Raw genomic sequence first — 21,940 nt, 5'->3', positions numbered from 1 at the left:
TAATCAGCTTCGCAGCGATTAGAAGAATCCGAGTGGTGCAGGACCTGGACCGTATCCTCCTGGACCTCCGTAGCCGTAGCCGTAGCCGTAGCCATAGCCGCTTCCATAGCCATAACCCCCGCCGTACCCTCCCCCATAACCGCCTGCGTACGGGGCAGTACCGATGGCAAGCAGGTCGAACAGCACGAGCGGGATTAGTGCCTTGGTTTGTACTTTTTTACCGGATTGCCGCTGCAGAATAAGCTTGTTGCCCGAGATACGGAGCAGCTTGCCCGTAACTTTGGTGCCATCCTTTTTCACTGCGACGATAGATTTGCCTACCAGCTTCATCACCTGTTTTTTGGTAATTGGTTGAGTCATATTGTTCCTCCTCCAGAATGTTGTTCTGCTTCGTACAAGACTGCCGTCATCTTGGAAACAGTGTATTCTCCAGAATAGACTTTCGCTTGTATACCCGCCTGTTTCTGGACGGAAATCAATGAAGTAAAAAATAAAAACCGCCTCCCCATTAACGGGAAGGCGGCTTAATCGCTAAACTATACTCTTGTCTTATCGTTTGCCCGGATCGTATGGCTGACCTAATGCCCTTGGAGCTGCCGAACGGCCTACCGTACTAACCAGCACGATAATCGTAAGCACATAAGGAATCATAAAGATAAATTCCTGCGGAATGTTCTGCGACCATTCAAACATCTGCACATAGTTGCGGATCGCCTGGGAGAATCCAAAGAATACTGCAGCACCAAAGGCGCCTACAGGATTCCATTTACCAAAAATCATGGCTGCAATAGCTATAAAGCCCTGGCCAGAAATCGTATTGTGCGCAAAGGTGCTCGTGGTGGTCAGCGTAATTGTTGCTCCGCCAATCCCGGCGAGCAGTCCGCTCATCATGACCCCGATATATCTCATACGGTTAACCTTGACGCCCAGCGTATCCGCAGCACTAGGATGCTCGCCGACAGCACGCAGGCGCAGGCCAAACGGAGTCTTGAACAGCACAAAATAAATCACAACCACCAATACAATGGCCAGATAGGTAGTCGGATAGGAATTAAAGATCCCTTCCCCGATAACCGGTATCTTGGAAAGGCCGGGAATAGCCAGTTTGCTGAAGCCATCCAGCAGCGGTGTTTCGCCCGCACCGTCAAACAGCAGCTTAACCATATACAGTGTGCTGCCTGCGGCCAGGAAGTTAATTACCGTACCACTGATCGTCTGGTCTGCCTTGAAGGTAATTGCAGCTACAGCATGAATGAGTGAACCCAGCACACCGACAGCCATAGCACAAATCACGCCTACCCATGGAGCCCATTCACCCATGCCGGCATCCTGTGCATAATATCCGCCTACTGCTGCCGCAAAGGCGCCAAACATCATTAAGCCTTCAAGTCCAATGTTGACCACGCCGGACCGTTCCGAGAAAATCCCACCCAGCGAGGCAAAGATAAGGGCCGTAGAAAACACAAGCGTTGTATTGAGCAATTGGCCTAACAGCGTCAATGTATCCATCTATAACACCTTCTCTTTCTTGCGCTTGAAGTAGAACGGACGCAGCACCCAGCGTACAATACCCTGAGCTGCAATGAAGAATATGATCGAACCGATCACAATACGGATCAATTCAGGCGGAACATTCGCGCTGAAGCTCATACCGGCAGATCCGTAAGTCAGCGTTCCGTATAGGATAGCCGCCAGAATGACACCCAGCGGATGGGTCAGCCCCAGCAGAGCTACCGCGATGCCGTCAAAGCCGTAGCCTGGTGATGCCGCAAAGATGGACTGGTAATGGAATACACCCAATACCTCACCTGCACCCGCCAGCCCGGCAAACACACCACTGATGAACATCGCTTTGACGATATTCCGGCCTACATTCATCCCGGCGTATTCGGCAGCATGCGGATTAAGGCCTACAGCACGCATTTCATATCCCTGCTTGGTTTTCCATAGGAACACATAGAAGAAAGCCGCTGCACAAAGCGCTATTGCCGTACCCCAATGCAACCGGGCATTATCGAAGATCGAGTTCAGAAAAGTCATGGACATCGATGCGGGTATATCTTCCGAGCGATTCTGTCCAGGAAGCAGCAGGAAGGCTCTGATGATATAGTTGGACAGGAAAAGTGCAATCCAGTTAAGCATGATGGTAGTAATAACTTCATTAATTCCACGTTTGGCCTTCAGGTAACCGGCAATTCCGGCCCACAGCCCTCCGCATAGTCCTGCAGCGATAACAGAAAGTGGAACAAGCAGAAACATAGGCAGAGCGGCAAACTTGATTCCGATCACTGTAGCTGCCGTCATACCAATCATAACCTGTCCGTCTGCCCCAATGTTGAACATACCGGAACGGAATGCAAAAGCCACAGCAAGACCGGTAAGCATCAGCGGCGTCATTTCACGAACCGCTTCTCCGAAGTTATATGCACTGCCGAAGACGCGCTTGAACAGCGCAGAATAGGCAACAATCGGATCATACCCACCGACCAGCATCACAATCGCGCCGACCAGGAAACCCATGACAATAGCCACAAGAGGAACTATATAACTGTCTGTGGTAAATATTTTTTTGAGTCTATTCACTCTTTGTTCCTCCCCGCTTCAAGCTGCCGGCCATCATGAGACCCAATTCCTGATCATTGGTATCCTGCGGAAATACTTCGCCGACAATTTGTCCTTCATAAATTACGACAATCCGGTCAGACACATTCATAATCTCGTCCAGCTCAAAAGAGATCAGCAGGACTGCCTTGCCTTGGTCACGCTGCGCAATCAGCTGCTTCTGCACGAATTCGATAGCACCGACATCCAGACCACGTGTAGGCTGAGCAGCAATCAGCAATGTCGGATTTTTGTCTATTTCCCGCGCAATAATCGCTTTCTGCTGATTTCCGCCGGATAAGGAACGGGCCATATTCTGAATTGAAGGCGTGCGAACGTCAAACTTGCTTACCATTCGTTCAGCATATTTGTCGATTACGTCACTCTGAAGGAACCCGTTCTTATTATAAGGGCTCTTATAGTATGTTTCGAGCACCATATTCTCACTGACGGTAAAGTCCAGCACAAGTCCGTGTTTATGACGGTCCTCTGGAATATGGGAAACGTTCATTTCCGTAATCTTGCGGGGCGACAGATTGGCGATCTCTTCACCGGAGACGGTGATGGAGCCGGAATCAATCTTGCGCAGCCCGGTAATTGCCTGAATCATCTCGCTCTGTCCGTTTCCGTCTACCCCAGCAACTCCGAGAATTTCCCCTGCTTTCACTTCAAAGCTCAGGCCATTCAGTACCGCCACACCATCTTTGCTCTTACTCATAACATCATGAAGCTTAAGTACAGGTTGTCCAATTACAGGCGGAACTTTATCGACCTTAAAGGTTACACCTCGTCCAACCATCTTCTCCGCCAGTTCATTCGGGTTGGTGCCGGCAGTCTTCACGGTGTCAATTACCTTACCGCGCCGGATAATGGTTACCCGGTCGGAGATCTGCATAATTTCTTTGAGCTTATGTGTAATCAGAATAATAGATTTGCCCTCGGCAACGAGTCGCTTCATGATCGCCATCAGTTCCATTATTTCCTGAGGCGTCAACACAGCGGTCGGCTCGTCGAATATAAGTATATCCGCTCCGCGATACAGGGTTTTCATAATCTCTACCCGTTGCTGCATGCCTACCGATATGTCATGGATTTTGGCATTCGGATTCACTTGAAGGCCGTATTGCTCCGATAGTTTACGAACCTGCTCGGTAGCGGATTTATAGTCAATTTTAAGACCTTTCTTCGGTTCAAGACCCAGTACGATATTCTCCGTTACTGTGAAAGGCTCCACTAGTTTGAAATGTTGGTGAACCATACCAATGCCAAGCTCAATAGCCTTATTGGGGTTATCAATAACAACCGGTTTCCCGTCAATTTCGATACTGCCTTCATCGGGCTGGTACAGTCCGAATACGATATTCATCAAGGTTGATTTGCCTGCGCCATTCTCACCGAGCAGTGCATGAATCTCCCCCTTCTCCAAGGTCAGGCTAATGGAGTCGTTTGCGACAATACCGGGAAAGCGTTTTGTGATTTGCTTCAACTCTACGACAGGAGCCGCAGCACTCATGGTATCACCCTCATCACAGAATTATTATGCCGTGCAGACACGGCGGTACCGCCCCTCCCGGGACGGTACGCCTGTGTTTTTTGAATATGGCGAGAACTTTAACAAGGAACAAGGCCAGCTCAATAACCGGCCTTGTTCCTTGTTCGTTATCCTCATGCAAGCTGCAAGCAAGCTGTAGCTGTTACTCGGCAGGAACTGTAATAGTTCCAGCAATAATTTGTGCCTTGAATTCTTCAACTTTAGCAAGAATATCTGCACTTACGTTTGCTTTGGATGTTTCAGGAAGACCTACACCATTGTCTTTCAAGCCCAGAACTGTAGTAGTTCCGCCTTTGAAAGTGCCATCGATCACTTGCTGGGAAACCTTCTTAACAGCTTCATCAACACGTTTGATCATAGAAGTCAGGGTTATATCATCGCCGAACTCAATGGATTGGTCTTTGTCTACACCAATAACCCATACTTTGGAGCCGCCGGATTTGTTGCGGGATTTCGCTTCATTGAAGACACCGTTGCCTGTTGCACCTGCAGCAGGGAAAATGATGTCAATGCCATCGTTGTACATTGTAGCTGCAAGAGATTTACCGATATCGGGCTTGTCATATGCACCTGCTAAAGTCGGGGTAAATTTCGCATCCGGGTTAACTGCCTCGATACCAGCCTTGAAGCCTACTTCGAAACGTTTGATAACCGGGCTGTCCATCCCGCCGATGAAACCGATTTTGTTGGTTTTGGTAGTCAGACCAGCAACAACGCCTACCAGGAAAGCTCCTTCATTCTCGGAGAAGGTTACAGATTCAACGTTCGGTGCATCAACTACGCTGTCGATAATTGCCAGGTTTGCATCAGGGTTCTCAGCGGCTACCTTACCGATTGCATCGCCAAGATCGAAACCGATACCCCAAGTCAGGTTGTATCCGTCTTTTACAAATGTGTTCAGGTTGGGTTCATAGTCTGCATTGGATTTACTCTGCAGATATTGAATTTTAACGCCGGCTTCTTTCTCAAGAGCTTGCAGGGCTTCCCAAGCTGATTGGTTGAAGGATTTATCATTTACACCGCCAACGTCAGTAACCATACCCAGTTTAATATCAGCAACAGGTGCATCAGTTGCTGTAGGAGCTTCTGTGGCTTCTGCTGGAGCGTTGGTAGCTGCTCCTGCATTGGTGTTGGCATTGCCAGAGTTGGCGTTGTTGCCACAGCCAGTCAGAACCACTGTGAATGCAAGCAACGTAGTAAGAGACAGCTTGTAGAACTTCTTCATCGATTGTAATCCCCCTTAAGATATTGGATGTCTTCTTTTTGTGCGCTTGGACATTCCATTAGATCAAATTATAACTGTAAAAAAGGCTAAAATCCAGTCTATTAATGACCTCAGGTCAATAATAATTTGCATTTTTCCCCATGAAAACGTTATCCATGACACACGATGTTACCGTCGTGTTCGACTAGTGTTAGAAAACCTCGATTTCTGTTTTTTTGACACCAATCCGTCTTTTACTTTTATTGCATAGTGTAGGGATTTCTATTATCATGAGACATTAGTAATTGCAGGGAAGGGAAGTTAATTATGAATAAAGAGTATACAGAACAAATACCGCCCCAGATGCCAAAATTCAAGTACTGCCGTGAATCCCGTGTCTTTAAGACCGGCCGGGTCTTCCCCAACGATGTCAATAACCACACCACGCTGTTCGGCGGCAAGCTGATGAGCGGCATAGACGAAGTGGCATCCATCTCCGCGATGCGCCATTGCCGGACCAATGTGGTCACTGCATCTACGGATTCCGTCGATTTCCTGCTGCCTATCCGCCCTACAGACTCCGTGTGCTTCGAATCCTTCGTGTCATGGACCGGACGGACCAGTATTGAAGTGTTCGTCAAGGTGATCTCTGAGAACCTCTACACAGGCACACGGGTTGTCGCTGCGACCGCCTTTCTCACCTTCGTTGCCGTAACTGAAGACGGCACTCCAGCTCCGGTTCCCGCCATTGTGGCCGAGACTGAAGAGGAGAAGCTAATCAGCCAGTCTGCAGACCAGCGGTCCGAGCTGCGCAAGGTAAGAAGAACCCTCAGCAAGCAGTTGGCCTCCCAGCTCAACACCAGCAAATACTGGGAGTAGTTTCTTAAAGAGTACAACCCGGCGAAATCCGGCGTTTCAGGCCGCAAAAAAGCACCGCTGCACGGGCAACCTGCAGGCGGTGCTTTTCTATTATTTCACAATACTTACGCGTTGATCTTCTCTTTGGCAACAACAGCCAGGGAGTTGAATGCGTTAAGATCGTTAACGGCCAGATCAGCCAGCATCTTGCGGTTCACTTCTACACCAGCCAATCTCAGGCCGTATACAAGCTTGCTGTAAGACAAACCGTTCAGACGTGCTGCTGCATTGATACGCACGATCCACAGTCTGCGGAAGTTACGTTTAGTCTGACGACGGTCACGGTAAGCGTAAACCATCGATTTCATTACTTGCTCTTTTGCTGTTTTGAAAATGCGGTGCTTGGAACCGAAATAACCTTTTGCCAGCTTCAATACTTTTTTATGTCTACGACGAACTACAAATCCGCCTTTAACTCTTGCCATATGAATAAACCTCCCAAAAATGTGTGATCAAACTATTTCAAGTTAGCCAAACCTTGCTTCAAACGTCTTACATCCCCAGGGGCCATAACAGGATTGCCATTCAGAACACGCTTAGCGCGTTTCGATTTGTGGGACAGCAAGTGGTTCTTGTGTGCTTTGTAACGCAATACTTTACCAGTTCCGGTAATTTTGAAGCGGCCTTTCAAACTGCTGTGTGTTTTCATCTTAGGCATGGTGTTTCCTCCTTGAATATTATGCGGCGCCAGATTGCTGAGCAAGTGACTCCATCAATTATTGGGCTTTAGGAGCCAGAATCATAATCATGCTGCGGCCTTCCAGCTTAGGCTGGCGCTCAACAGTAGATATCTCAGCGACTTCATTCTTAACACGCTCCAGGATCTTCTGGCCGATACTCGCATGAGTAATCTCACGTCCGCGGAAACGTACGGAGCACTTCACTTTATCGCCTTCGCCCAGGAACTTGATCACATTGCGGAACTTGGTTTGATAATCATGTTCTTCAATGTTGGCACGGAACCAGACTTCCTTGATATCAACGATCTTCTGATTCTTGCGTGCTTCCTTATCTTTCTTCTGCGTTTCATAGCGGAACTTCCCGTAATCCATGATGCGGCATACCGGCGGTTTCGCCTGCGGAGCTACATTGACCAAATCCAGATTCAGATCAATCGCCATTTGCAACGCCTCGCGGATCGGTTTAATCCCGATTTGCTCACCTTCCGCACCAACCAACCGAACCTCTTTAGCCCGGATTTCATCATTGATCATATGGTCCTTACTAATAACTATCCACCTCCGTATCAATTTCACTTCCACTGGCATTCTACATAAAAAAGGGGAGCCGGTAACACCCGACACCCCGTTTGATCAACGTTCATGAATTATAACATTCATAAATCATTGAGATCAAACCAGCTGGCAGAAAAGCCAGTCAGGTGAGAAGCCGGTGCTTCTTCTTGCAATCCCTATGTTTTGCATACTTGAATACTATACACCACTCTACAAAAGAGTGTCAATAGCTAATTCTGAATAGCTTACCCTTGCTTGCTCTGAACCTCGTCCAGCCTTACCACACGGGTATGCTTGGTATGGCTCCATTGCTTGTTGTTCTGCGTGAAGAATGCATAGAACGTGATGGGATACCATGAAATCAGGTAAATCGGGAATAACAACAGATAGAAATATACTTTCTTGAACTTGACCTTCTCCAGAACCATTGCCAGCAGGAAGGTGAGAATGTTCGCTCCCACTGCAACGTAGCTTAGCCAGATTGGCAGATGACCATAGATATTGGCAATGTTCGGTCCATCGAACAGAAGCGTATCCACGAACATTACCGCAGGCATCAGGAAGGTCAGCAGCACAATATATACATTGGCACCATATAGCGCAAGGTCAAACTTCGTAAGGCTGCGCTCTTTGATACTCTGCCACAGCAGCGGGAAGAAATATCGGCGGGCTACCGTAAAGTGCCCCTGCATCCAGCGCAGCCGTTGCCGCGAGGAGGCCTTGAACGTCAGCGGCTTCTCATCAAATACCTTGGCATCATAGTTGAACTTCGGAAAAATCCCCTTGGATGCACTGCGCATCGTAAACTCCAAATCCTCTACTAGACTTGTTGCGCCCCAGCCAATTTCCTTAAGCAGATTGGTCTCGAAGCACATGCCGGTTCCGCCGAGGAAGTTAGCCATCTGCAGATTGTGGCGCGACAGCTGCCACAGCCGGTTGATATACCAGTAGGATACGCCGTAAGCGGCTGTGATCCAGGAATCCTCAGGATTCTTGGTATCAATGTAACCCTGAATAACCTTAGCACCCGAGCTGAGATCATTGTTCATCTCCATCAGGAATTCGGTATGCGCGAGATTGTCGGCGTCAAACATCACAACCGCATCATATTGGCGCGGCATGGCCCACAGCTCTTTCAGCATCCATTCGATGGCGTACCCTTTGCCCCGCAGGTTGGGGTTGGTCCGCACACAGGCATTCATCCCATGCTCTCTTACAATCTTCGCCGTATTGTCCGTACAGTTGTCACAGATGACGAAGACGTCGTACAGGTGAGCCGGATAATTCAGCAGCTTAAGATTCTCCAATAATGCGCCAACAACCTCTTGCTCATTGTGCGCCGCTACCAGCACAGCAAATGATTTCTCCGGTTTGGCAAGTTGCTTTTTCTTTTTCTTGTGCAGTCCGAATAATGAGAATCCGAACTGGTAGACTGCAATTGCTGCCAAGATCACTTGGAACGTTACAAACAGTGCGTCTGTCATGACCTTTGATGCCCCCTTTTTCACTCATGTTGTTCTTTCTCTCTGTCTTAGAACTGTTTAACGTTCGTGCTGACCCTTTTGTTGCATCCCCTTGTTCATACCGATCCATTTCTGGCTCTGTAGAGCCATGCACAGCTGTAACCTTTTTATTCTAATCAGGCTTCCCGTTTTTTATATATGCCATTTAAAAGAATTGTTCAGACTCCGCTCTTGGGGAATCCTTATTTCTCTGTTACCTTTTAAACGCGTTAGGCCTGCTTGAATCATTGTAAGGCGTAAGGGGGCCTTAAGTCAAAACTGCCAATTTTCGTCTTTAAGCGACCTTTTTCTTGAATGGACTACCTTAAAAAAGTATGATAAGGGCAGGAATATTAATTAAGAAGTCATTGCTGCACCAAACCTAAAGTAACGGTAGCCGGATAAGCGGAGGGACAAGATATGAGACATTTATTCATGAAACTGCATCTCTGGGAGCGGCACCTTTTTCAATGGATTAATGGTCGCATGCACAACCGCTTTTTAAATTTCTGGCTCTTCTATCTCACTCATCTGGGCGGAGCCACAAGCACCATAGGAATCAACCTGCTGATCGCAGCCTTTGCCCCGCAGCCGTGGAGAGCAACCGGACTGCAGGCCTTGATCGTGCTGGCGGTCAGCCACCTGCCTGTTGCCGTGGCGAAGAAGCTGTATCCGCGCATGCGTCCCTACCTGGCATTGCCGGGAACGAACACCTTTCACAATCCACTCAAGGATCATTCGTTCCCTTCCGGTCATACCACAGCCATCTTCGCCTCAACAGTGCCTTATATGGCTGCCTACCCGGCACTGACCGTCTTTCTGCTGCCGCTGGCCTGCACAGTCGGGTTCTCCCGCATCTATCTCGGACTGCATTATCCGTCCGATGTGCTGGCGGGCGCGGCGATCGGCACCGGAGTCGCAGCAGGCACGATTGCCTTGTGGATCTGAAGAAGGCACGGAACGCGTCAACTGCTCGAGAACAGATTTATGGCCTTACCACGCTTGCCCTGCACCGGTTTTTTTATACGCAGACCGAGAATATAGTCCTTTGGATGTAGTCTTAAGCAGACCATTCACAGCCTAACAAGCACAGAAATGGCAGTTCGGGGCCACACCCCTGAACTGCCATTTCTGTGCTTACGGCTATCTTGCCGTTATAACCTGTATTTCTCCAGCCTGGTCGCCTGATAGCGTTCCAGCGCCTCCGTTCCTACAATCGCTTCGCAACGGTGAATATTCACTCCGCGTCCTACAAACTTGGTCTCGTATTCAGTCATCACATGTTCCTCGTTGATTTCGCCGCCCGGATGTAAATCCAGTGAGATATTATTCATCTGCAGCCCATAATCGGCAAAAGCATTCAGGGAAAATTCAAACAGACTTCTGGAATCTGTCTTCAGATGAATCTCGCCCAGCGGGCTTAGCAGTCCGCGATATTTGTCGAGAAAACGCGGATGGGTCAAGCGGCGGCGCGCATGTTTACTTTTGGGCCATGGATCACTGAAATTCAGATATATCCGTTCCAGCTCCCCCGGTACAAATACCTCTTCCGCATAATTAATGTTGGCAAGTGCCAGCTTCAGGTTCGGCGGCACCATATGCCCGGCAGGCTCCCATACTGCTCTGGCCTTCTCGCCGGCACGCCGGACCAGCTCATCGTACATATCCACGCCGATAAAGTTGATATCGGGATATTTAAAGCTCATTTGGCTGATAAACTGCCCTTTGCCCATACCGAATTCGACATGAATCGGATGATCATTGCCGAACAACTCCGCCCACTGCCCCTTCAGGCTGCGCGGGTCAAGAATCACCAGATCGGTTTGGCCCTCCAGGCTCTCACGTATTCCTTTTCTTCCGCGTAAACGCATAAATTAATCCTCCGCTTATCTCTTCTGCTATAACTATCACTTGCAATATTGTGCCGAACTATGGGGGAAAAGTAAAGAAGAAAAACATTTCGATCCCTCCCAAACCCTCCCTTCCAAGGGAGGGCCCCAAAGGGTTGCACCCTCTGGACACCCGCAAGTTTGGCGAATGAGCCTGGCGGTACTGTGATTAGGAGGCTGGGAGGTGAGAGCGCTTATCCCTGCGGGACCGCTTGGACGCCGCATAGGATGGTCCGCTATCCCTGACGGGATGCAGACCTTAAGGTCAAAGGCGGGCTGTTCCTTCGGAATGCGCGAGACCTTAAGGGCAAGAGCGGGCTGTTCCTTCGGAATGCGCGAGACCTTAAGGGCAAAGGCGGGCTGTTCCTTCGGAATGCGCGAGTGCTTAAGAGCAAAGGCAGGCTGTTCCTTCGGAATGCGCGAGACCTTAAGGGCAAAAGCGGGCTGTTCCTTCGGAATGCGCGAGACCTTAACGGCAAAAGCCTTACTACTCAGGTTCCAGCCAGGATGTATAGTCTGCCCTGAAGCCTTCCCAAGTAATTAGATGCGAAACTGCAACTAAATTCATCCAAAAGGTCCATTAGCAGGCAAATAAGTGCAAATCTGCACCTAATTTCGAGTAGATCACTCCTGGAACGCTCAAAAGTCTAAAATAGATGCGTATTCGCACTTATTTCTTCCAAAACGGAAAAAATCGGTTAAATAGATGCAGTTTCGCAACTAATTGTTCGACTCCTAAAGTATGGAACAGAATCTGTACAAATCTTTTTATAAGGAGTGCTAAGTAGTAACACCAAAAGCGAACTGTTCGTTACGGAATGCGCGAGACCTTAACCACCTATTCAGATAAAAAAAAGGAAATCTCCGTCCGCTAATCAAGCAGCCGACCAGAGAATTTCCTTCTTGTATATTTGAAAATTGAAGCTCTCCATCTCAATATTCAGGGTCTATCTGGCCGCAGAATTGAAATCAAGCGTCTTCTCGAACGCATTGCGGATCTTGCGCTGCGCTTCTGTCTTAATCTTGGGATTGCCGTTAAATTCCACCCCGGTAAGTGCAAGGGCTTCGTCTGGAGTTAAATGCACTTCGACTGAATCTTTACCTTGGGCATATAATGTTTGAGAATTCATCGTTATCACCTCACGGATTATTATGAACAGGGCAACACGAAAATATGAACTCATGGATGAATTTCTTGTACCACAGCAGTTTTATCACAAATTAAATATAACATAATGTGTAAGTATTTACAAGAAAGAAAACCCTTACAAAAGGCCCTTTTTATTGATATTAACGGGGCTGAATATTACACTGCGAGCTGATTTTTGGTACAATGGATGGGATTAAACTGAAACCGCTGTTCTTTTCTGCAATAAAGCACTGTTTCAGCAAAAAGTATAAGAATCACCCATGGCTCAGCCTGAATTCTTATATTTTTGGAAAGGAGTACTACCCCATGTCCAACCTTCTCGAAACCTCTGTCCCGCTGCTGTGGGGGGATAAACGGTTTCATACCTGGAATTACGAAATGCGGCAGCAAATGGACACCAAGGTGTTCAAGGTTATGCTCGACGCCGGATTCACCTGTCCCAACCGCGACGGCTCCATTGCTAAAGGAGGCTGCACCTTCTGCAGTGCCAGAGGTTCCGGCGATTTCGCGGGCAGCCGCCGCGACGATCTAGTTACCCAGTTCAACAATGTGCGCGAACGCCAGCATCTGAAATGGCCGAATGCCAAATATATCGGTTATTTCCAGGCCTACACCAATACTTACGCTCCTGTAGAGGAGCTGCGAGAATATTATGAGGTCATCCTGCAGCAGCCGGGTGTTGTCGGACTGGCCATTGCCACCCGCCCCGATTGTCTGCCGGACGATGTGGTTGAATACCTGGCTGAGCTGAATCAGCGCACCTACCTCTGGATCGAGATGGGTCTGCAGACGATTCATGACTCCACCTCGGAGCTGATCAACCGGGCCCATGATACCCAGTGTTATATAGAAGCTGTAGCCAAGCTGCGGAAGCATGGCATCCGGGTCTGCACCCACATTATTCACGGCCTTCCCCAGGAGACACATGAAATGATGCTGGAGACGGTATCCGCGGTAGCCAATATGGGTGTGCAGGGGATCAAGATTCATCTGCTGCACCTCATGCGCAAGACGCCGATGGTGAAGCAATATGAAGCCGGACTGCTGCGCTTTCTGGAGAAAGACGAATATGTGAAGCTGATCGCCGACTCACTGGAAATTCTGCCGCCCGAGATGATTGTGCACCGCCTGACCGGGGATGCCCCGCGCGATCTGCTGATAGGTCCGATGTGGAGCCTGAAGAAATGGGAAGTGCTCAATGCCATTGACGATGAGCTGGTTGCCCGCGATACTTGGCAGGGTAAATACTGGAGACAAGGCTGATGGGCTTTCTCTCCGTTCTCAGCTTCGCCCACAAGTTAATCACGGAGCGGCTGTCTCCGGGGGAACGGGCCATCGACGCTACGCTGGGAACAGGCGCGGACACGCTGTTCCTGGCCAGGGCGGTGGGCGAGCGCGGCCATGTGTATGGCTTTGATATCCAGCCGGCCGCGCTCGCCCTTGCCGGAGAGCGGCTGCGGCTCGCCGGAGAGGAGTCGCCGCAGGCGCTCTCCGGCGTGAAGCTGCTTCAGCAGAGCCACGCGCTGATGCTGGAGGCCGTGCCGCCGGAATGGCGCGGCACGGTGGGGGCGGTGATGTTCAACTTCGGCTACCTGCCTTCAGGCGAGGCCGACAGGAGCATCATCACCCAGCCCGCCAGCTCGCTTGCAGCGCTGGCGGCCGCACTTGAACTGCTCCGCCCGGGGGGCATCATCACGGCGGTGCTGTACCCCGGCCACCCGGGCGGCGAGCTGGAGGCCGCCGCTGTGGAAGGCTGGGCGGCCGCCCTGCCCCAGCAGGCGGCGCAGAGCGTCATCTACCGCCAGCTGCAGCGTGCAGATGCGCCTTATTGTCTGGCTGTGGAGAAGAAGAAACCGCAGCCGGACAACCGCTGATTCACTTGAACATTCGGGGTGCAGCAGCGGATGCAGGCTAAGGCGTGATTCTCCCTATAATGGTCAATATAGTTCCAGCACCAGAAGTTAGCGATTGGAATTACCTATAGCTCCCGCAAGTACGCTGTGACGCCGACACAAGGCTCCGCAATAGCTAGGCGCTTCTTCGTAATCGTGTGTGAATGATCAATTATGTTCAGATAGAACGTGCACTTAAGAATGTACATGCAGAGTTGTCGGAAGCGCTATACACCAGGCTTTCTGCTCGCTCCGCTGCTTCATTCTTAAGTTCATCTTATATAAATCCATAACGTGAAGGGACGATGTAATAATGGCTAAACCTTATCCTTTAAAATTTCAACCGGAGTTCAAGGAACGTGTATGGGGTGGGCGTGCGCTGGAGAAATTCGGACTGGAGCTGCCGGAAGGCCATATCGGCGAGGGCTGGATGATTGCCGATCATCCAAACGGCACCTCATCTGTTGTCAATGGAGAACTGGCAGGTCAGGGTCTGGACCAGATCCGCGAGGCCTATGGCCGTGAATGGTTCGGCAGCAAGGGCATTTCCGAAGCCGGCGGAAGATTCCCGCTGCTGATCAAGCTGCTGGACTGCAATGACAACCTCTCGATCCAGGTTCACCCAACAGATGACTATGAGGGATTGCCGAAGGGCGAACTGGGCAAAACAGAAATGTGGTATGTGCTGGACGCCAAACCCGATGCCAAAATCATCTATGGTCTCAAGGACGGGGTAACCCGCGAAACGCTGCGCGAAGCTCTGGAAAGCGGCCAAGTTATGGATAGTCTTCAGGAGGTATCCGTAGCCGCAGGCGATTCCTTCTACATTCCGGCCGGAACTGTCCACGCCTTGTGTGCAGGGGTAGTGGTTGCAGAAATCCAGCAGAATTCCGACACTACATACCGGATTTACGACTACGACCGTCCAGGTCTTGACGGAAAGCCGCGCGAGCTTCACGTTGAGGATTCGCTGAACGTTACAGCTTACGAAGGCGCAGGCGCCACTTCGATGAAGACAGACCATGCCGTGGCCGGTGAATGGCTGCAACTGGCGGCATCCCCTTATTTCATTGTTGAAAAAGGGCTTGTTAACGGCTCCTGGAGCCTGACCACCACGGACGACAGCTTCAGTATTCTGGTCATCTGCGAAGGCAGCGGCCATCTGAACTGGGACGGCGGTACGCAGCCTTACGCGGCTGGCGAATGTTACCTGCTGCCTTCAAGCCTAGGCGCGTACGAAATTGAAGGACATTCCACCGTGCTGCGTTCGTATCTGCCGTAACATGCTTCCGTAGCCAGTTTTGATCGCGCATGACGAGCATGCGGTGCTCACAAAACTAGGTGTATGCTTCCGTAGCCAGTTTTGATCGCGCATGACGAGCATGCGGGTGCTCACAAAACTAGGTGTATGCTTCCGGAGCCAGTTTTGATCGCGCATGACGAGCATGCGGTGCTCACAAAACTAGGTGTATGCTTCCGGAGCCAGTTTTGATCGCGCATGACGAGCATGCGGTGCTCACAAAACTAGGTGTATGCTTCCGTAGCCAGTTTTGATCGCGCATGACGAGCATGCGGTGCTCACAAAACTTTAGGAGGGGCAAATATGACGGAAAACAGCTTCACCATGACCGATCCCGTAGGTGTTAATATCCATGTCTATGAGTGGCTGCCGGAGCCGGATATTCCAGTAAGGGGAATAGTCCAGATCTCCCACGGCATGTGTGAAACGGCTGCCCGTTATGCCCGGTTCGCCACTGCGCTGACTGCTGCCGGATACGCCGTCTACGCCAACGATCACCGCGGCCACGGCAAAACCGCCGGCCAGGTCAACCTGCTCGGCGATACCGGAGAGAACGGCTTCTACTGGATGCGCCGCAACCTGCTGCAGGTGGCCGCGATCGCCCTCTCCAGGCATCCGGGGCTGCCAATCTTCCTGTTCGCGCACAGCATGGGCTCCTTCCTGGCCCAGAAGCTGATGTGCGAAGAAGGCAACGAGGTCTACGCAGGGTATATCCTCTGCGGAACCAACGGACCGCGCAGCCTACTCCTGCTTGCAGAGACACTGGCGCGTGCCCAGTACAAGCTGCAAGGAGAGCTGCACCGCAGCGTACTGCTGAATGGTGTGATTTTTGGCAGCTATAACCGCTCCTTCTCTCCCGTACGGACCGCCTTCGACTGGCTGAGCAGCGACACGGAGGAAGTGGACCGCTTCATCGCCGATCCGTTCTGCGGAACCATCTGCACCACCCGCTTCTTCCGCGATTTCTTCCACCTGCTGCGTGAGCTGCACACCCGGGAGACGCTGCGCACCTTGTGCATCGACAGGCCGGTATACCTGCTCTCCGGTGCCAAGGACCCCGTCGGAATGAACGGCAAAGGGATTGAGCGTCTGGAGCAGCTCTACCGGGAGCGGGGAATTGCCGACATCGAGCGCAAGCTGTACCCTGAGGGCAGACATGAGATGCTCAATGAAATCAACCGGGACGAGGTTACTTCGGATGTGCTGGATTGGCTGGCACGCCATCTTCCTGCAGCCTCCATGCTACTTCAGGAAACAGCGACCTAGAACGCCCGCAGCAAGCATTGCAGGTACCAATAAAGACAGGTATTTCCGTTTTCCGGAAAGTCTGTCTTTATTTTTTTCCGCTACAAATCTACTAATGATCCATTTTTTGGCATTCTGAATATGATATGATTTACATGTACAACACTGCTTAAATGAGCAACCGGTCATTCTTCTAATACGGAGGTGACAGAAATGGAGGTAAAAGATGCCCTAGCACTAATGTTCGCGTTCGGAATGTTCATATTGGCCTTGCTTGCCTATCTCAAAAAGAAATAGACCGCCCCGGCAAGGTAACGGTCTATCTCAAACCCAAACATGAACGGCCGGCTGCTCTATAGCAGCAGTGAGTGTACAATGGAGCAGTGCTGACGACACTGCTCTTTTGTATTACTATTATTACAAAAACCATTTTATTACAGAAGACCCGATTCAAGCAAACCACGCGTCTAATTTAATGATTTCTCCGCAGAAAAGGCTTCGTAGGATGACACTGCTTCATACGGCGGTACCACTGCCCAAACATCCTCATGCATCCTCACGTTTAGTTGCAAAAATGGTTACTACTTAGGACCCTGCGAGGGCATAGAAGGTTTACTTGCGAAGGTTAAGGGATCGCGCTACCTTAACCCAAACACTCCCCCCTTTAGGTAACCCACGTCCTAGCGGTCCCGTATAGCTCCTATTTCCTCATTCCTGCGATGGTTTGGAGTCTAGCGGACCGCATAGCCTCTATATTGGAAAAACAGGCCCTAACTAGTGGGTTTTTGCCTGAATAGAGGCTCCTGAGTCCGTTAGACCTGCAAAACAGCCTTTTTTCAGCAAATAGAGGCTCCTGAGTCCGCAATAATCTGAAATTTAAGTGCAGGTTACTGGCGACGGTCTTCCTTTGTTATTCTTAGCCTCCTTGTCGCGCAGTGTTGTATGACAGGCACGGACGAGTAACACATGGAAAAAAAGGGGGCCCTAAGTAGTAACCAGTTTCGCATCTATTTGCTCCCAACGTGCCAGGGCAACATTCTAAATCCCTGCTGAACCTGAATAGAAACCACTAAAGCAGCTAATCGCTCTGTAAGTTAAACACAAACATCTAAGGTCCTCGTCATCCAAACTTATTGCCTTTAACTAAAGCCGACTCCCCAGGCCGCACGCTCTTTAACCCTGCTGACCCTACCAAAATTAGGAGCGTATCTCCAGCGTTGTGGGACCTCCACCTGTTGCTACAACGCCAGCGTATACCTCTACTGCGCCAGCATGTAACACTACTACGCCATATACCGCTACTACGCCAGCATATACCACTACAGCGCCAGCAATACCACTACGACGCCAGCAATACCGCTACAATGCCAGCAATACCGCTACAATGCCAGCAATACCGCTACAATGCCAGCAATACCGCTACAATGCCATATACGGCTACTACGCCAGCGTATACCGCTACTGCGCCAGTATATACCACTACAGCGCCAGTTTATATCGGCTACAACTCGAGCATTACCGCCACTACGGCCAGCGTATACCGCTACAGCGCCAGCGTATAATACCGCGCCCGCTGGCTCTCATCCTGCTGATACATCACGATCAGCAGGGTGCGGTCGCCTGCAAGCTGCGGCGGCCTCTGCTCAGCAAGCACACCCGCGCTGCCCACGGCCTGCACGTGCTGCGACACCAGGCTGCTGACCCCCGCCTGCACATGCTGCGCCGCCAGGTAATCGCCGCTCGTCTGCACCGCTAGGCCACCGCCGCTCGCCGGCACCGGCTGCACTACCGCGGCTGGCACCGCGGCAACAACTGAGCCATCGCCCGATCCGGCGATGGCATCCCCGGCCGCCCCCTCCATCGGGGCGGCCGCATCACCGAACGCCGGAGCATCTGCTCCGGCCCGCAGGCCGCTGATGGAGGCAAGCACCGCTTCCAGCGGGAAGGGCAGCACCTCCAGCACCGTAAACTTCTGCAGCTCCCGCTCGCTGAAGCCCGCTTCGGCCAGCTCCGGCGAGATCCGCGCCGGATGCGTGGCAATCTCCTTCATGTAAGCCGACCAGTCCGCTTTCTGAAGCGGGGTGTCCCACCAGATTTTGCGCGGCTTGTATTTATGGCCCAGGAAATAATCCAGCTTCATCAGACCCGTAACGATCTCCATCGATCCGGTGCCTCGATCTGTCAGGAACTGGTGGAGGCGGGTGAACAGGTCCTCCAGCTGATGGCCGATCTTCTGCCAGCCCCGCGCCTCCCAGTAATCCCCGAACTCCTGGAAGAAATCAAACGGCGACTCAAACACATGCCGGATCAGATATTTGGCGGTATGGTCCAGCCGGTGGCTGTTCCAGTATTTCTCCAACACATCCTCCAGCCGCTTAAGACGGATAATGTCGGAGAACGGCATCATATGGCTGCTCAGGATCTCATAAGGCGCATGCTCCATGTAGGTATAGTCATATTTGGCTGCCTGGGCGCGCAGTCCGGTGCCGCGCAGCATCTTCAGGAAGCCCAGCTGCAGCTCCTCCGGCTCCATCGCAAACACATCATTAAAGGTCTTGCGGAAGGTGGAGTAATCCTCCATTGGCAGTCCGGCGATCAGATCCAGATGCTGGTCAATATTGCCGCTCTCCTTGATCTTCATGACCGTGCGGGACAGCTTGGTGAAATTCTGGCGGCGTTTGACCAGCTCGTTCGTCTCATCGTTGGTGGACTGGACCCCGATCTCGAAACGGAATATGCCCGGGGGCGCATTCTTGGAGAGGAAATCCAGCACCTCCGGCCGCATAATGTCAGCTGTGATTTCGAATTGGAACACACAGCCCTGGTGGTTGTCTATTAGGAACTGGAACATCTCCATCGCGTAATTGCGGTTAATGTTGAAGGTGCGGTCAAGAAACTTGATGATGGTCGCACCATTCTCGATCAGGTACAGCAGATCCGACTTGACCCGCTCGATATCATAATAACGCACGCCCACCTCGATGCTGGAGAGGCAGAACTGGCAGTTGAACGGGCAACCCCGGCTGGTCTCGAAATACACGATCCGTTTGCCCAGGTCCGGCAGATCATCGGCGAAGCGGTGCGGGGTGGGCAGGGTGTTCAGATCACTTTTGGGACGCGGCGGATTGACGATCAGCTCCTCGCCCTTGCGGTAGGCGGCTCCATAGACGAAATGGTATTTGTGCTCACCCTGAATCTCCTGCAGCAGATGGTGGAAGGTCTCCTCCCCGTCGCCATTGACGACAAAATCAATCCCCGTCTCCCGCTTCATCCAGTAGAGAGGTTCATAGGATACCTCCGGTCCGCCCAGCACAATCTTCACATCAGGCATGACCTGCTTCAGGATGCCGACCAGCTTGACCGTCTCCTCGATATTCCAGATATAACAGGAGAAGCCGATCACCTCCGGCTGCTTCTGGTAGAGGTCGGACACGATATTCATCAAGGGATCTTTGATTGTATATTCTGCCAGTAGGATATCGCCGAATTCATGCTCACTGTAAGCCTTAAGCAGCCGGATCGCCAGCGAGGTGTGGATATACTTGGCATTTAATGTGGCCAGGATGATTCTCATGTCTTCAGACCTTCTTTACAATTCATTTTGAAAAAATTCCAGGAATGCCTTGCCGTATTTCCGGTATTTCACCTCACCGAGACCCTTCACCCTCAGCATCTCCGCTTCGGTCTGCGGGCAAACCACACTCATCTCGCGCAGGGTCGCATCATTAAAAATGATATAGGACGGCACATGCTCCCGCCCCGCCAGCTCGCGCCGGATCAGCCGCAGCTGCTCGAACACCGTCTCGTTGACGGCCGACGGCGAGATATCCCGGCTGCGGCTGCGCTCCCGTGAGCTGCCTGCGCGGGAAGGCCGGGCCACCCGCTGCATCACCTGCCGCTGACCGCGCAGCACCTCTGCTGCCGGAAGCTGCAGGCGCACGACCGGATACTGCCCTTCGGACAGGGCCAGATAACCTTCCGAGATCAGCACATTGATGCTCTCGGAGATCTCCTTCTCAGTCTTGTTGGACATCATCCCATGCGTGGGCAGCTGGTCGAAGCCATACTGCACCACCTTCTGGTTGCGGGAACCCTTCAGCACCGACGCTACCAGCGCCACGCCATAACGCTCACGCATGCGGTGAATGCAGGAGAAAATCTTCTGCGCATCCACAGTCATATCCACCAGCTCCCGCTCATCCGTGCAGGAGCTGCAGATGCCGCAAGGCTCGTCCGGATGCTCCTCGCCGAAATAATCCAGCTGGGCGCTGCGCAGGCAGCGGGTGGTGTAGCAGTAATCAATCATCTGCTGCATTTTGCGGTATTCGTTCGCCTTGCGCTCCGGGTCCTGCGGATTCTGCTCGATCAGGAACTTCTGGGTCATAATATCCTGCGCGCTGAACAGCAGGATGCAGTCGCTGGGCTCGCCGTCACGGCCGGCACGCCCCGCTTCCTGAACATAAGCCTCCATATTCTTCGGCATATTGTAATGAATGACGTATCGCACGTTCGATTTGTCGATCCCCATGCCGAAGGCATTGGTCGCCGCCATCACGCGGATATCGTCATAGAGGAAACCCTCCTGGTTGGCTGCCCGCTCCTGATCAGTCATACCGGCATGGTAACGCCCGGCGGCGACACCCGCCGCCTGCAGCCGCTGGTAGAGGTCGTCTACCTCCTTGCGGGTAGCAGCGTAAATAATGCCCGGCTGATGGGCATGTGAAGCGGCGTAGTCCATCACGAATTCGCGTTTGTTCTCTCCGCGCAGGACGGACATCGCCAGATTATCACGGCCGAGGCCGGTCATGAAGACGCCCGGCTGCCGCAGGCGCAGCAGCCGGACCATATCCTCCATTACCTCCGGCGTAGCGGTGGCAGTAAACGCAGCCAGGATCGGGCGCTGCGGCAGGCCTTCCACAAACGGCGACACCGACAGGTAGCTGGTGCGGAAATCATGGCCCCACTGCGAGACGCAGTGGGCTTCATCGACCGCTACGCAGGAGATGGGAAGCTCCGCCATCTCCTGGCGGAACCAGTCCAGCTCCAGCCGCTCAGGGGCGACATAGAGCAGCTTCAGCTCGCCCCTGCGGGCAGCGCGAATCCGCTCATTCACTTCCTTGCCGCTGAGCGTGCTGTTGATGAAGGCGGCGGAAATGCCCGCAGTGGTCAGCGCATCGACCTGATCCTTCATCAGCGAGATCAACGGCGAGATGACCAGCGTCAGGCCGGGCAGCAGCAGTGCCGGCACCTGATAGCAGATCGATTTGCCTCCGCCGGTAGGCATGATTCCCAGCGTATCCTGGCCCTCCAGCAGGCTCTGGACAATCTTCTTCTGGCCTTCCCGGAAATCGGGATATCCGTAATATTTTTGCAGCTCGGCTTGAGCCTGTTCCATGGTAGGTGCTTGCATGTTCATCTCTATCATAACTCCTTAGGCGTTTCTACCTTTAGT

Annotated in this window: 22 protein-coding genes; 9 read left to right on the top strand and 13 right to left on the bottom strand. The window is 51.8% G+C overall.

Features of this window, described 5'->3' with window-relative positions; translation table 11 throughout:
- Window positions 1-18: 18 nt before the first annotated feature.
- From B9T62_RS01645 to B9T62_RS01630, 4 genes are all read right to left on the bottom strand, one after another.
- A complete protein-coding gene (locus B9T62_RS01645; protein WP_087913679.1) occupies window positions 19-360 on the bottom strand; it encodes a hypothetical protein in 342 nt (113 codons plus the stop codon).
- Window positions 361-549: 189 nt separating this feature from the next.
- Window positions 550-1,509 (bottom strand): ABC transporter permease, encoded by a 960-nt coding sequence (locus tag B9T62_RS01640; protein ID WP_087913678.1) that lies wholly within the window; start codon window positions 1,507-1,509, stop codon window positions 550-552.
- Complete coding sequence (locus B9T62_RS01635) at window positions 1,510-2,583, bottom strand: ABC transporter permease (protein WP_087913677.1); 1,074 nt, start codon at window positions 2,581-2,583, stop codon at window positions 1,510-1,512. It lies immediately after the preceding gene.
- Window positions 2,576-4,114: an ABC transporter ATP-binding protein gene (locus B9T62_RS01630; RefSeq protein ID WP_087913676.1), complete on the bottom strand. Its 1,539-nt coding sequence runs from the start codon at window positions 4,112-4,114 to the stop codon at window positions 2,576-2,578. Before B9T62_RS01630 ends, B9T62_RS01635 begins: the two co-directional genes overlap by 8 nt.
- Here B9T62_RS01630 and B9T62_RS01625 point away from each other — a divergent pair.
- A complete protein-coding gene (locus B9T62_RS01625) occupies window positions 4,113-4,292 on the top strand; it encodes a hypothetical protein (RefSeq protein ID WP_087913675.1) in 180 nt (59 codons plus the stop codon). The genes B9T62_RS01630 and B9T62_RS01625 overlap by 2 nt on opposite strands.
- A gap of 3 nt (window positions 4,293-4,295) precedes the next feature.
- Here the strand turns inward: B9T62_RS01625 and B9T62_RS01620 are convergent, their stop codons facing one another.
- Window positions 4,296-5,378, bottom strand: coding sequence for a BMP family lipoprotein (locus tag B9T62_RS01620; RefSeq protein ID WP_087913674.1), 1,083 nt, complete (start codon window positions 5,376-5,378; stop codon window positions 4,296-4,298).
- A gap of 306 nt (window positions 5,379-5,684) precedes the next feature.
- On the opposite strand from B9T62_RS01620, the gene B9T62_RS01615 reads away from it, so the two are divergent.
- Window positions 5,685-6,236: an acyl-CoA thioesterase gene (locus B9T62_RS01615; protein WP_245864304.1), complete on the top strand. Its 552-nt coding sequence runs from the start codon at window positions 5,685-5,687 to the stop codon at window positions 6,234-6,236.
- 104 nt (window positions 6,237-6,340) lie between these two features.
- Here the strand turns inward: B9T62_RS01615 and rplT are convergent, their stop codons facing one another.
- The 4 genes from rplT to B9T62_RS01595 all read right to left on the bottom strand — a co-directional run bounded on the left by rplT (window position 6,341) and on the right by B9T62_RS01595 (window position 8,994).
- Window positions 6,341-6,700 (bottom strand): 50S ribosomal protein L20, encoded by a 360-nt coding sequence (gene rplT, locus B9T62_RS01610; RefSeq protein WP_087913673.1) that lies wholly within the window; start codon window positions 6,698-6,700, stop codon window positions 6,341-6,343.
- Window positions 6,701-6,732: 32 nt separating this feature from the next.
- Window positions 6,733-6,933 (bottom strand): 50S ribosomal protein L35, encoded by a 201-nt coding sequence (rpmI, locus tag B9T62_RS01605; RefSeq protein WP_036696104.1) that lies wholly within the window; start codon window positions 6,931-6,933, stop codon window positions 6,733-6,735.
- A gap of 58 nt (window positions 6,934-6,991) precedes the next feature.
- Window positions 6,992-7,489, bottom strand: a complete 498-nt coding sequence (infC, locus tag B9T62_RS01600; protein WP_157685398.1) for a translation initiation factor IF-3 — start codon at window positions 7,487-7,489, stop codon at window positions 6,992-6,994.
- Window positions 7,490-7,755: 266 nt separating this feature from the next.
- Window positions 7,756-8,994, bottom strand: a complete 1,239-nt coding sequence (locus tag B9T62_RS01595; protein ID WP_087913671.1) for a glycosyltransferase family 2 protein — start codon at window positions 8,992-8,994, stop codon at window positions 7,756-7,758.
- A gap of 438 nt (window positions 8,995-9,432) precedes the next feature.
- Between B9T62_RS01595 and B9T62_RS01590 the strand changes: the two genes are divergently transcribed.
- Window positions 9,433-9,960, top strand: coding sequence for a phosphatase PAP2 family protein (locus B9T62_RS01590; RefSeq protein ID WP_087913670.1), 528 nt, complete (start codon window positions 9,433-9,435; stop codon window positions 9,958-9,960).
- Window positions 9,961-10,166: 206 nt separating this feature from the next.
- On the opposite strand, the gene trmB is transcribed toward B9T62_RS01590, so the two are convergent.
- Both trmB and B9T62_RS01575 read right to left on the bottom strand, forming a co-directional pair.
- Window positions 10,167-10,883, bottom strand: a complete 717-nt coding sequence (trmB, locus tag B9T62_RS01585) for a tRNA (guanosine(46)-N7)-methyltransferase TrmB (protein ID WP_087913669.1) — start codon at window positions 10,881-10,883, stop codon at window positions 10,167-10,169.
- 965 nt (window positions 10,884-11,848) lie between these two features.
- Window positions 11,849-12,031, bottom strand: coding sequence for a hypothetical protein (locus tag B9T62_RS01575; RefSeq protein ID WP_087913667.1), 183 nt, complete (start codon window positions 12,029-12,031; stop codon window positions 11,849-11,851).
- Window positions 12,032-12,357: 326 nt separating this feature from the next.
- Between B9T62_RS01575 and mnmL the strand changes: the two genes are divergently transcribed.
- From mnmL to B9T62_RS38585, 6 genes are all read left to right on the top strand, one after another.
- Window positions 12,358-13,314 carry a tRNA modification radical SAM protein MnmL/YtqA gene (mnmL, locus tag B9T62_RS01570; RefSeq protein WP_087913666.1) on the top strand — a complete coding sequence of 319 codons (957 nt, stop codon included), beginning with the start codon at window positions 12,358-12,360 and terminating at the stop codon, window positions 13,312-13,314.
- Entirely contained in the window at window positions 13,314-13,925 is a 612-nt protein-coding gene (mnmM, locus tag B9T62_RS01565; protein WP_087913665.1) for a tRNA 5-(aminomethyl)-2-thiouridylate-methyltransferase MnmM, read from the top strand. Before mnmL ends, mnmM begins: the two co-directional genes overlap by 1 nt.
- Window positions 13,926-14,256: 331 nt before the next feature.
- On the top strand, window positions 14,257-15,225 hold the full coding sequence (locus tag B9T62_RS01560) for a type I phosphomannose isomerase catalytic subunit (RefSeq protein ID WP_087913664.1): 969 nt from the start codon (window positions 14,257-14,259) through the stop codon (window positions 15,223-15,225).
- A gap of 321 nt (window positions 15,226-15,546) precedes the next feature.
- Window positions 15,547-16,509 (top strand): alpha/beta fold hydrolase, encoded by a 963-nt coding sequence (locus B9T62_RS01555; RefSeq protein ID WP_087913663.1) that lies wholly within the window; start codon window positions 15,547-15,549, stop codon window positions 16,507-16,509.
- Between the two features lie 192 nt (window positions 16,510-16,701).
- Window positions 16,702-16,785 carry a putative holin-like toxin gene (locus B9T62_RS40395; RefSeq protein WP_157794186.1) on the top strand — a complete coding sequence of 28 codons (84 nt, stop codon included), beginning with the start codon at window positions 16,702-16,704 and terminating at the stop codon, window positions 16,783-16,785.
- A 1,067-nt stretch (window positions 16,786-17,852) separates the two neighbouring features.
- Complete coding sequence (locus B9T62_RS38585) at window positions 17,853-18,050, top strand: hypothetical protein (RefSeq protein ID WP_157685397.1); 198 nt, start codon at window positions 17,853-17,855, stop codon at window positions 18,048-18,050.
- On the opposite strand, the gene B9T62_RS01550 is transcribed toward B9T62_RS38585, so the two are convergent.
- Both B9T62_RS01550 and recQ read right to left on the bottom strand, forming a co-directional pair.
- Window positions 18,032-20,062: a B12-binding domain-containing radical SAM protein gene (locus B9T62_RS01550; RefSeq protein WP_087913662.1), complete on the bottom strand. Its 2,031-nt coding sequence runs from the start codon at window positions 20,060-20,062 to the stop codon at window positions 18,032-18,034. The genes B9T62_RS38585 and B9T62_RS01550 overlap by 19 nt on opposite strands.
- Window positions 20,063-20,077: 15 nt before the next feature.
- A complete protein-coding gene (recQ, locus tag B9T62_RS01545) occupies window positions 20,078-21,904 on the bottom strand; it encodes a DNA helicase RecQ (RefSeq protein ID WP_087913661.1) in 1,827 nt (608 codons plus the stop codon).
- Window positions 21,905-21,940: the final 36 nt, after the last annotated feature.

This window comes from Paenibacillus donghaensis (assembly GCF_002192415.1).
GTDB classification, from domain to species: Bacteria; Bacillota; Bacilli; order Paenibacillales; family Paenibacillaceae; genus Paenibacillus_AQ; species Paenibacillus_AQ donghaensis.
This window is presented reverse-complemented; position numbering and strand designations above follow the sequence as displayed.

Excerpts from the sequence above, each read along its gene's own strand:
- B9T62_RS38585 (WP_157685397.1), top strand. The coding sequence starts at position 17,853 with ATGCCAGCAATACCGCTACAATGCCAGCAATACCGCTACAATGCCAGC.
- B9T62_RS01555 (WP_087913663.1), top strand. The coding sequence starts at position 15,547 with ATGACGGAAAACAGCTTCACCATGACCGATCCCGTAGGTGTTAATATC.
- infC (WP_157685398.1), bottom strand. The coding sequence starts at position 7,489 with ATGATCAATGATGAAATCCGGGCTAAAGAGGTTCGGTTGGTTGGTGCG.
- B9T62_RS01640 (WP_087913678.1), bottom strand. The coding sequence starts at position 1,509 with ATGGATACATTGACGCTGTTAGGCCAATTGCTCAATACAACGCTTGTG.
- B9T62_RS01590 (WP_087913670.1), top strand. The coding sequence starts at position 9,433 with ATGAGACATTTATTCATGAAACTGCATCTCTGGGAGCGGCACCTTTTT.
- B9T62_RS01620 (WP_087913674.1), bottom strand. The coding sequence starts at position 5,378 with ATGAAGAAGTTCTACAAGCTGTCTCTTACTACGTTGCTTGCATTCACA.
- mnmL (WP_087913666.1), top strand. The coding sequence starts at position 12,358 with ATGTCCAACCTTCTCGAAACCTCTGTCCCGCTGCTGTGGGGGGATAAA.
- B9T62_RS01630 (WP_087913676.1), bottom strand. The coding sequence starts at position 4,114 with ATGAGTGCTGCGGCTCCTGTCGTAGAGTTGAAGCAAATCACAAAACGC.
- B9T62_RS01625 (WP_087913675.1), top strand. The coding sequence starts at position 4,113 with ATGGTATCACCCTCATCACAGAATTATTATGCCGTGCAGACACGGCGG.
- rplT (WP_087913673.1), bottom strand. The coding sequence starts at position 6,700 with ATGGCAAGAGTTAAAGGCGGATTTGTAGTTCGTCGTAGACATAAAAAA.
- B9T62_RS01575 (WP_087913667.1), bottom strand. The coding sequence starts at position 12,031 with ATGAATTCTCAAACATTATATGCCCAAGGTAAAGATTCAGTCGAAGTG.
- B9T62_RS01595 (WP_087913671.1), bottom strand. The coding sequence starts at position 8,994 with ATGACAGACGCACTGTTTGTAACGTTCCAAGTGATCTTGGCAGCAATT.
- recQ (WP_087913661.1), bottom strand. The coding sequence starts at position 21,904 with ATGAACATGCAAGCACCTACCATGGAACAGGCTCAAGCCGAGCTGCAA.
- B9T62_RS01550 (WP_087913662.1), bottom strand. The coding sequence starts at position 20,062 with ATGAGAATCATCCTGGCCACATTAAATGCCAAGTATATCCACACCTCG.
- trmB (WP_087913669.1), bottom strand. The coding sequence starts at position 10,883 with ATGCGTTTACGCGGAAGAAAAGGAATACGTGAGAGCCTGGAGGGCCAA.
- B9T62_RS01560 (WP_087913664.1), top strand. The coding sequence starts at position 14,257 with ATGGCTAAACCTTATCCTTTAAAATTTCAACCGGAGTTCAAGGAACGT.
- B9T62_RS01645 (WP_087913679.1), bottom strand. The coding sequence starts at position 360 with ATGACTCAACCAATTACCAAAAAACAGGTGATGAAGCTGGTAGGCAAA.
- B9T62_RS40395 (WP_157794186.1), top strand. The coding sequence starts at position 16,702 with ATGGAGGTAAAAGATGCCCTAGCACTAATGTTCGCGTTCGGAATGTTC.
- B9T62_RS01615 (WP_245864304.1), top strand. The coding sequence starts at position 5,685 with ATGAATAAAGAGTATACAGAACAAATACCGCCCCAGATGCCAAAATTC.
- rpmI (WP_036696104.1), bottom strand. The coding sequence starts at position 6,933 with ATGCCTAAGATGAAAACACACAGCAGTTTGAAAGGCCGCTTCAAAATT.
- mnmM (WP_087913665.1), top strand. The coding sequence starts at position 13,314 with ATGGGCTTTCTCTCCGTTCTCAGCTTCGCCCACAAGTTAATCACGGAG.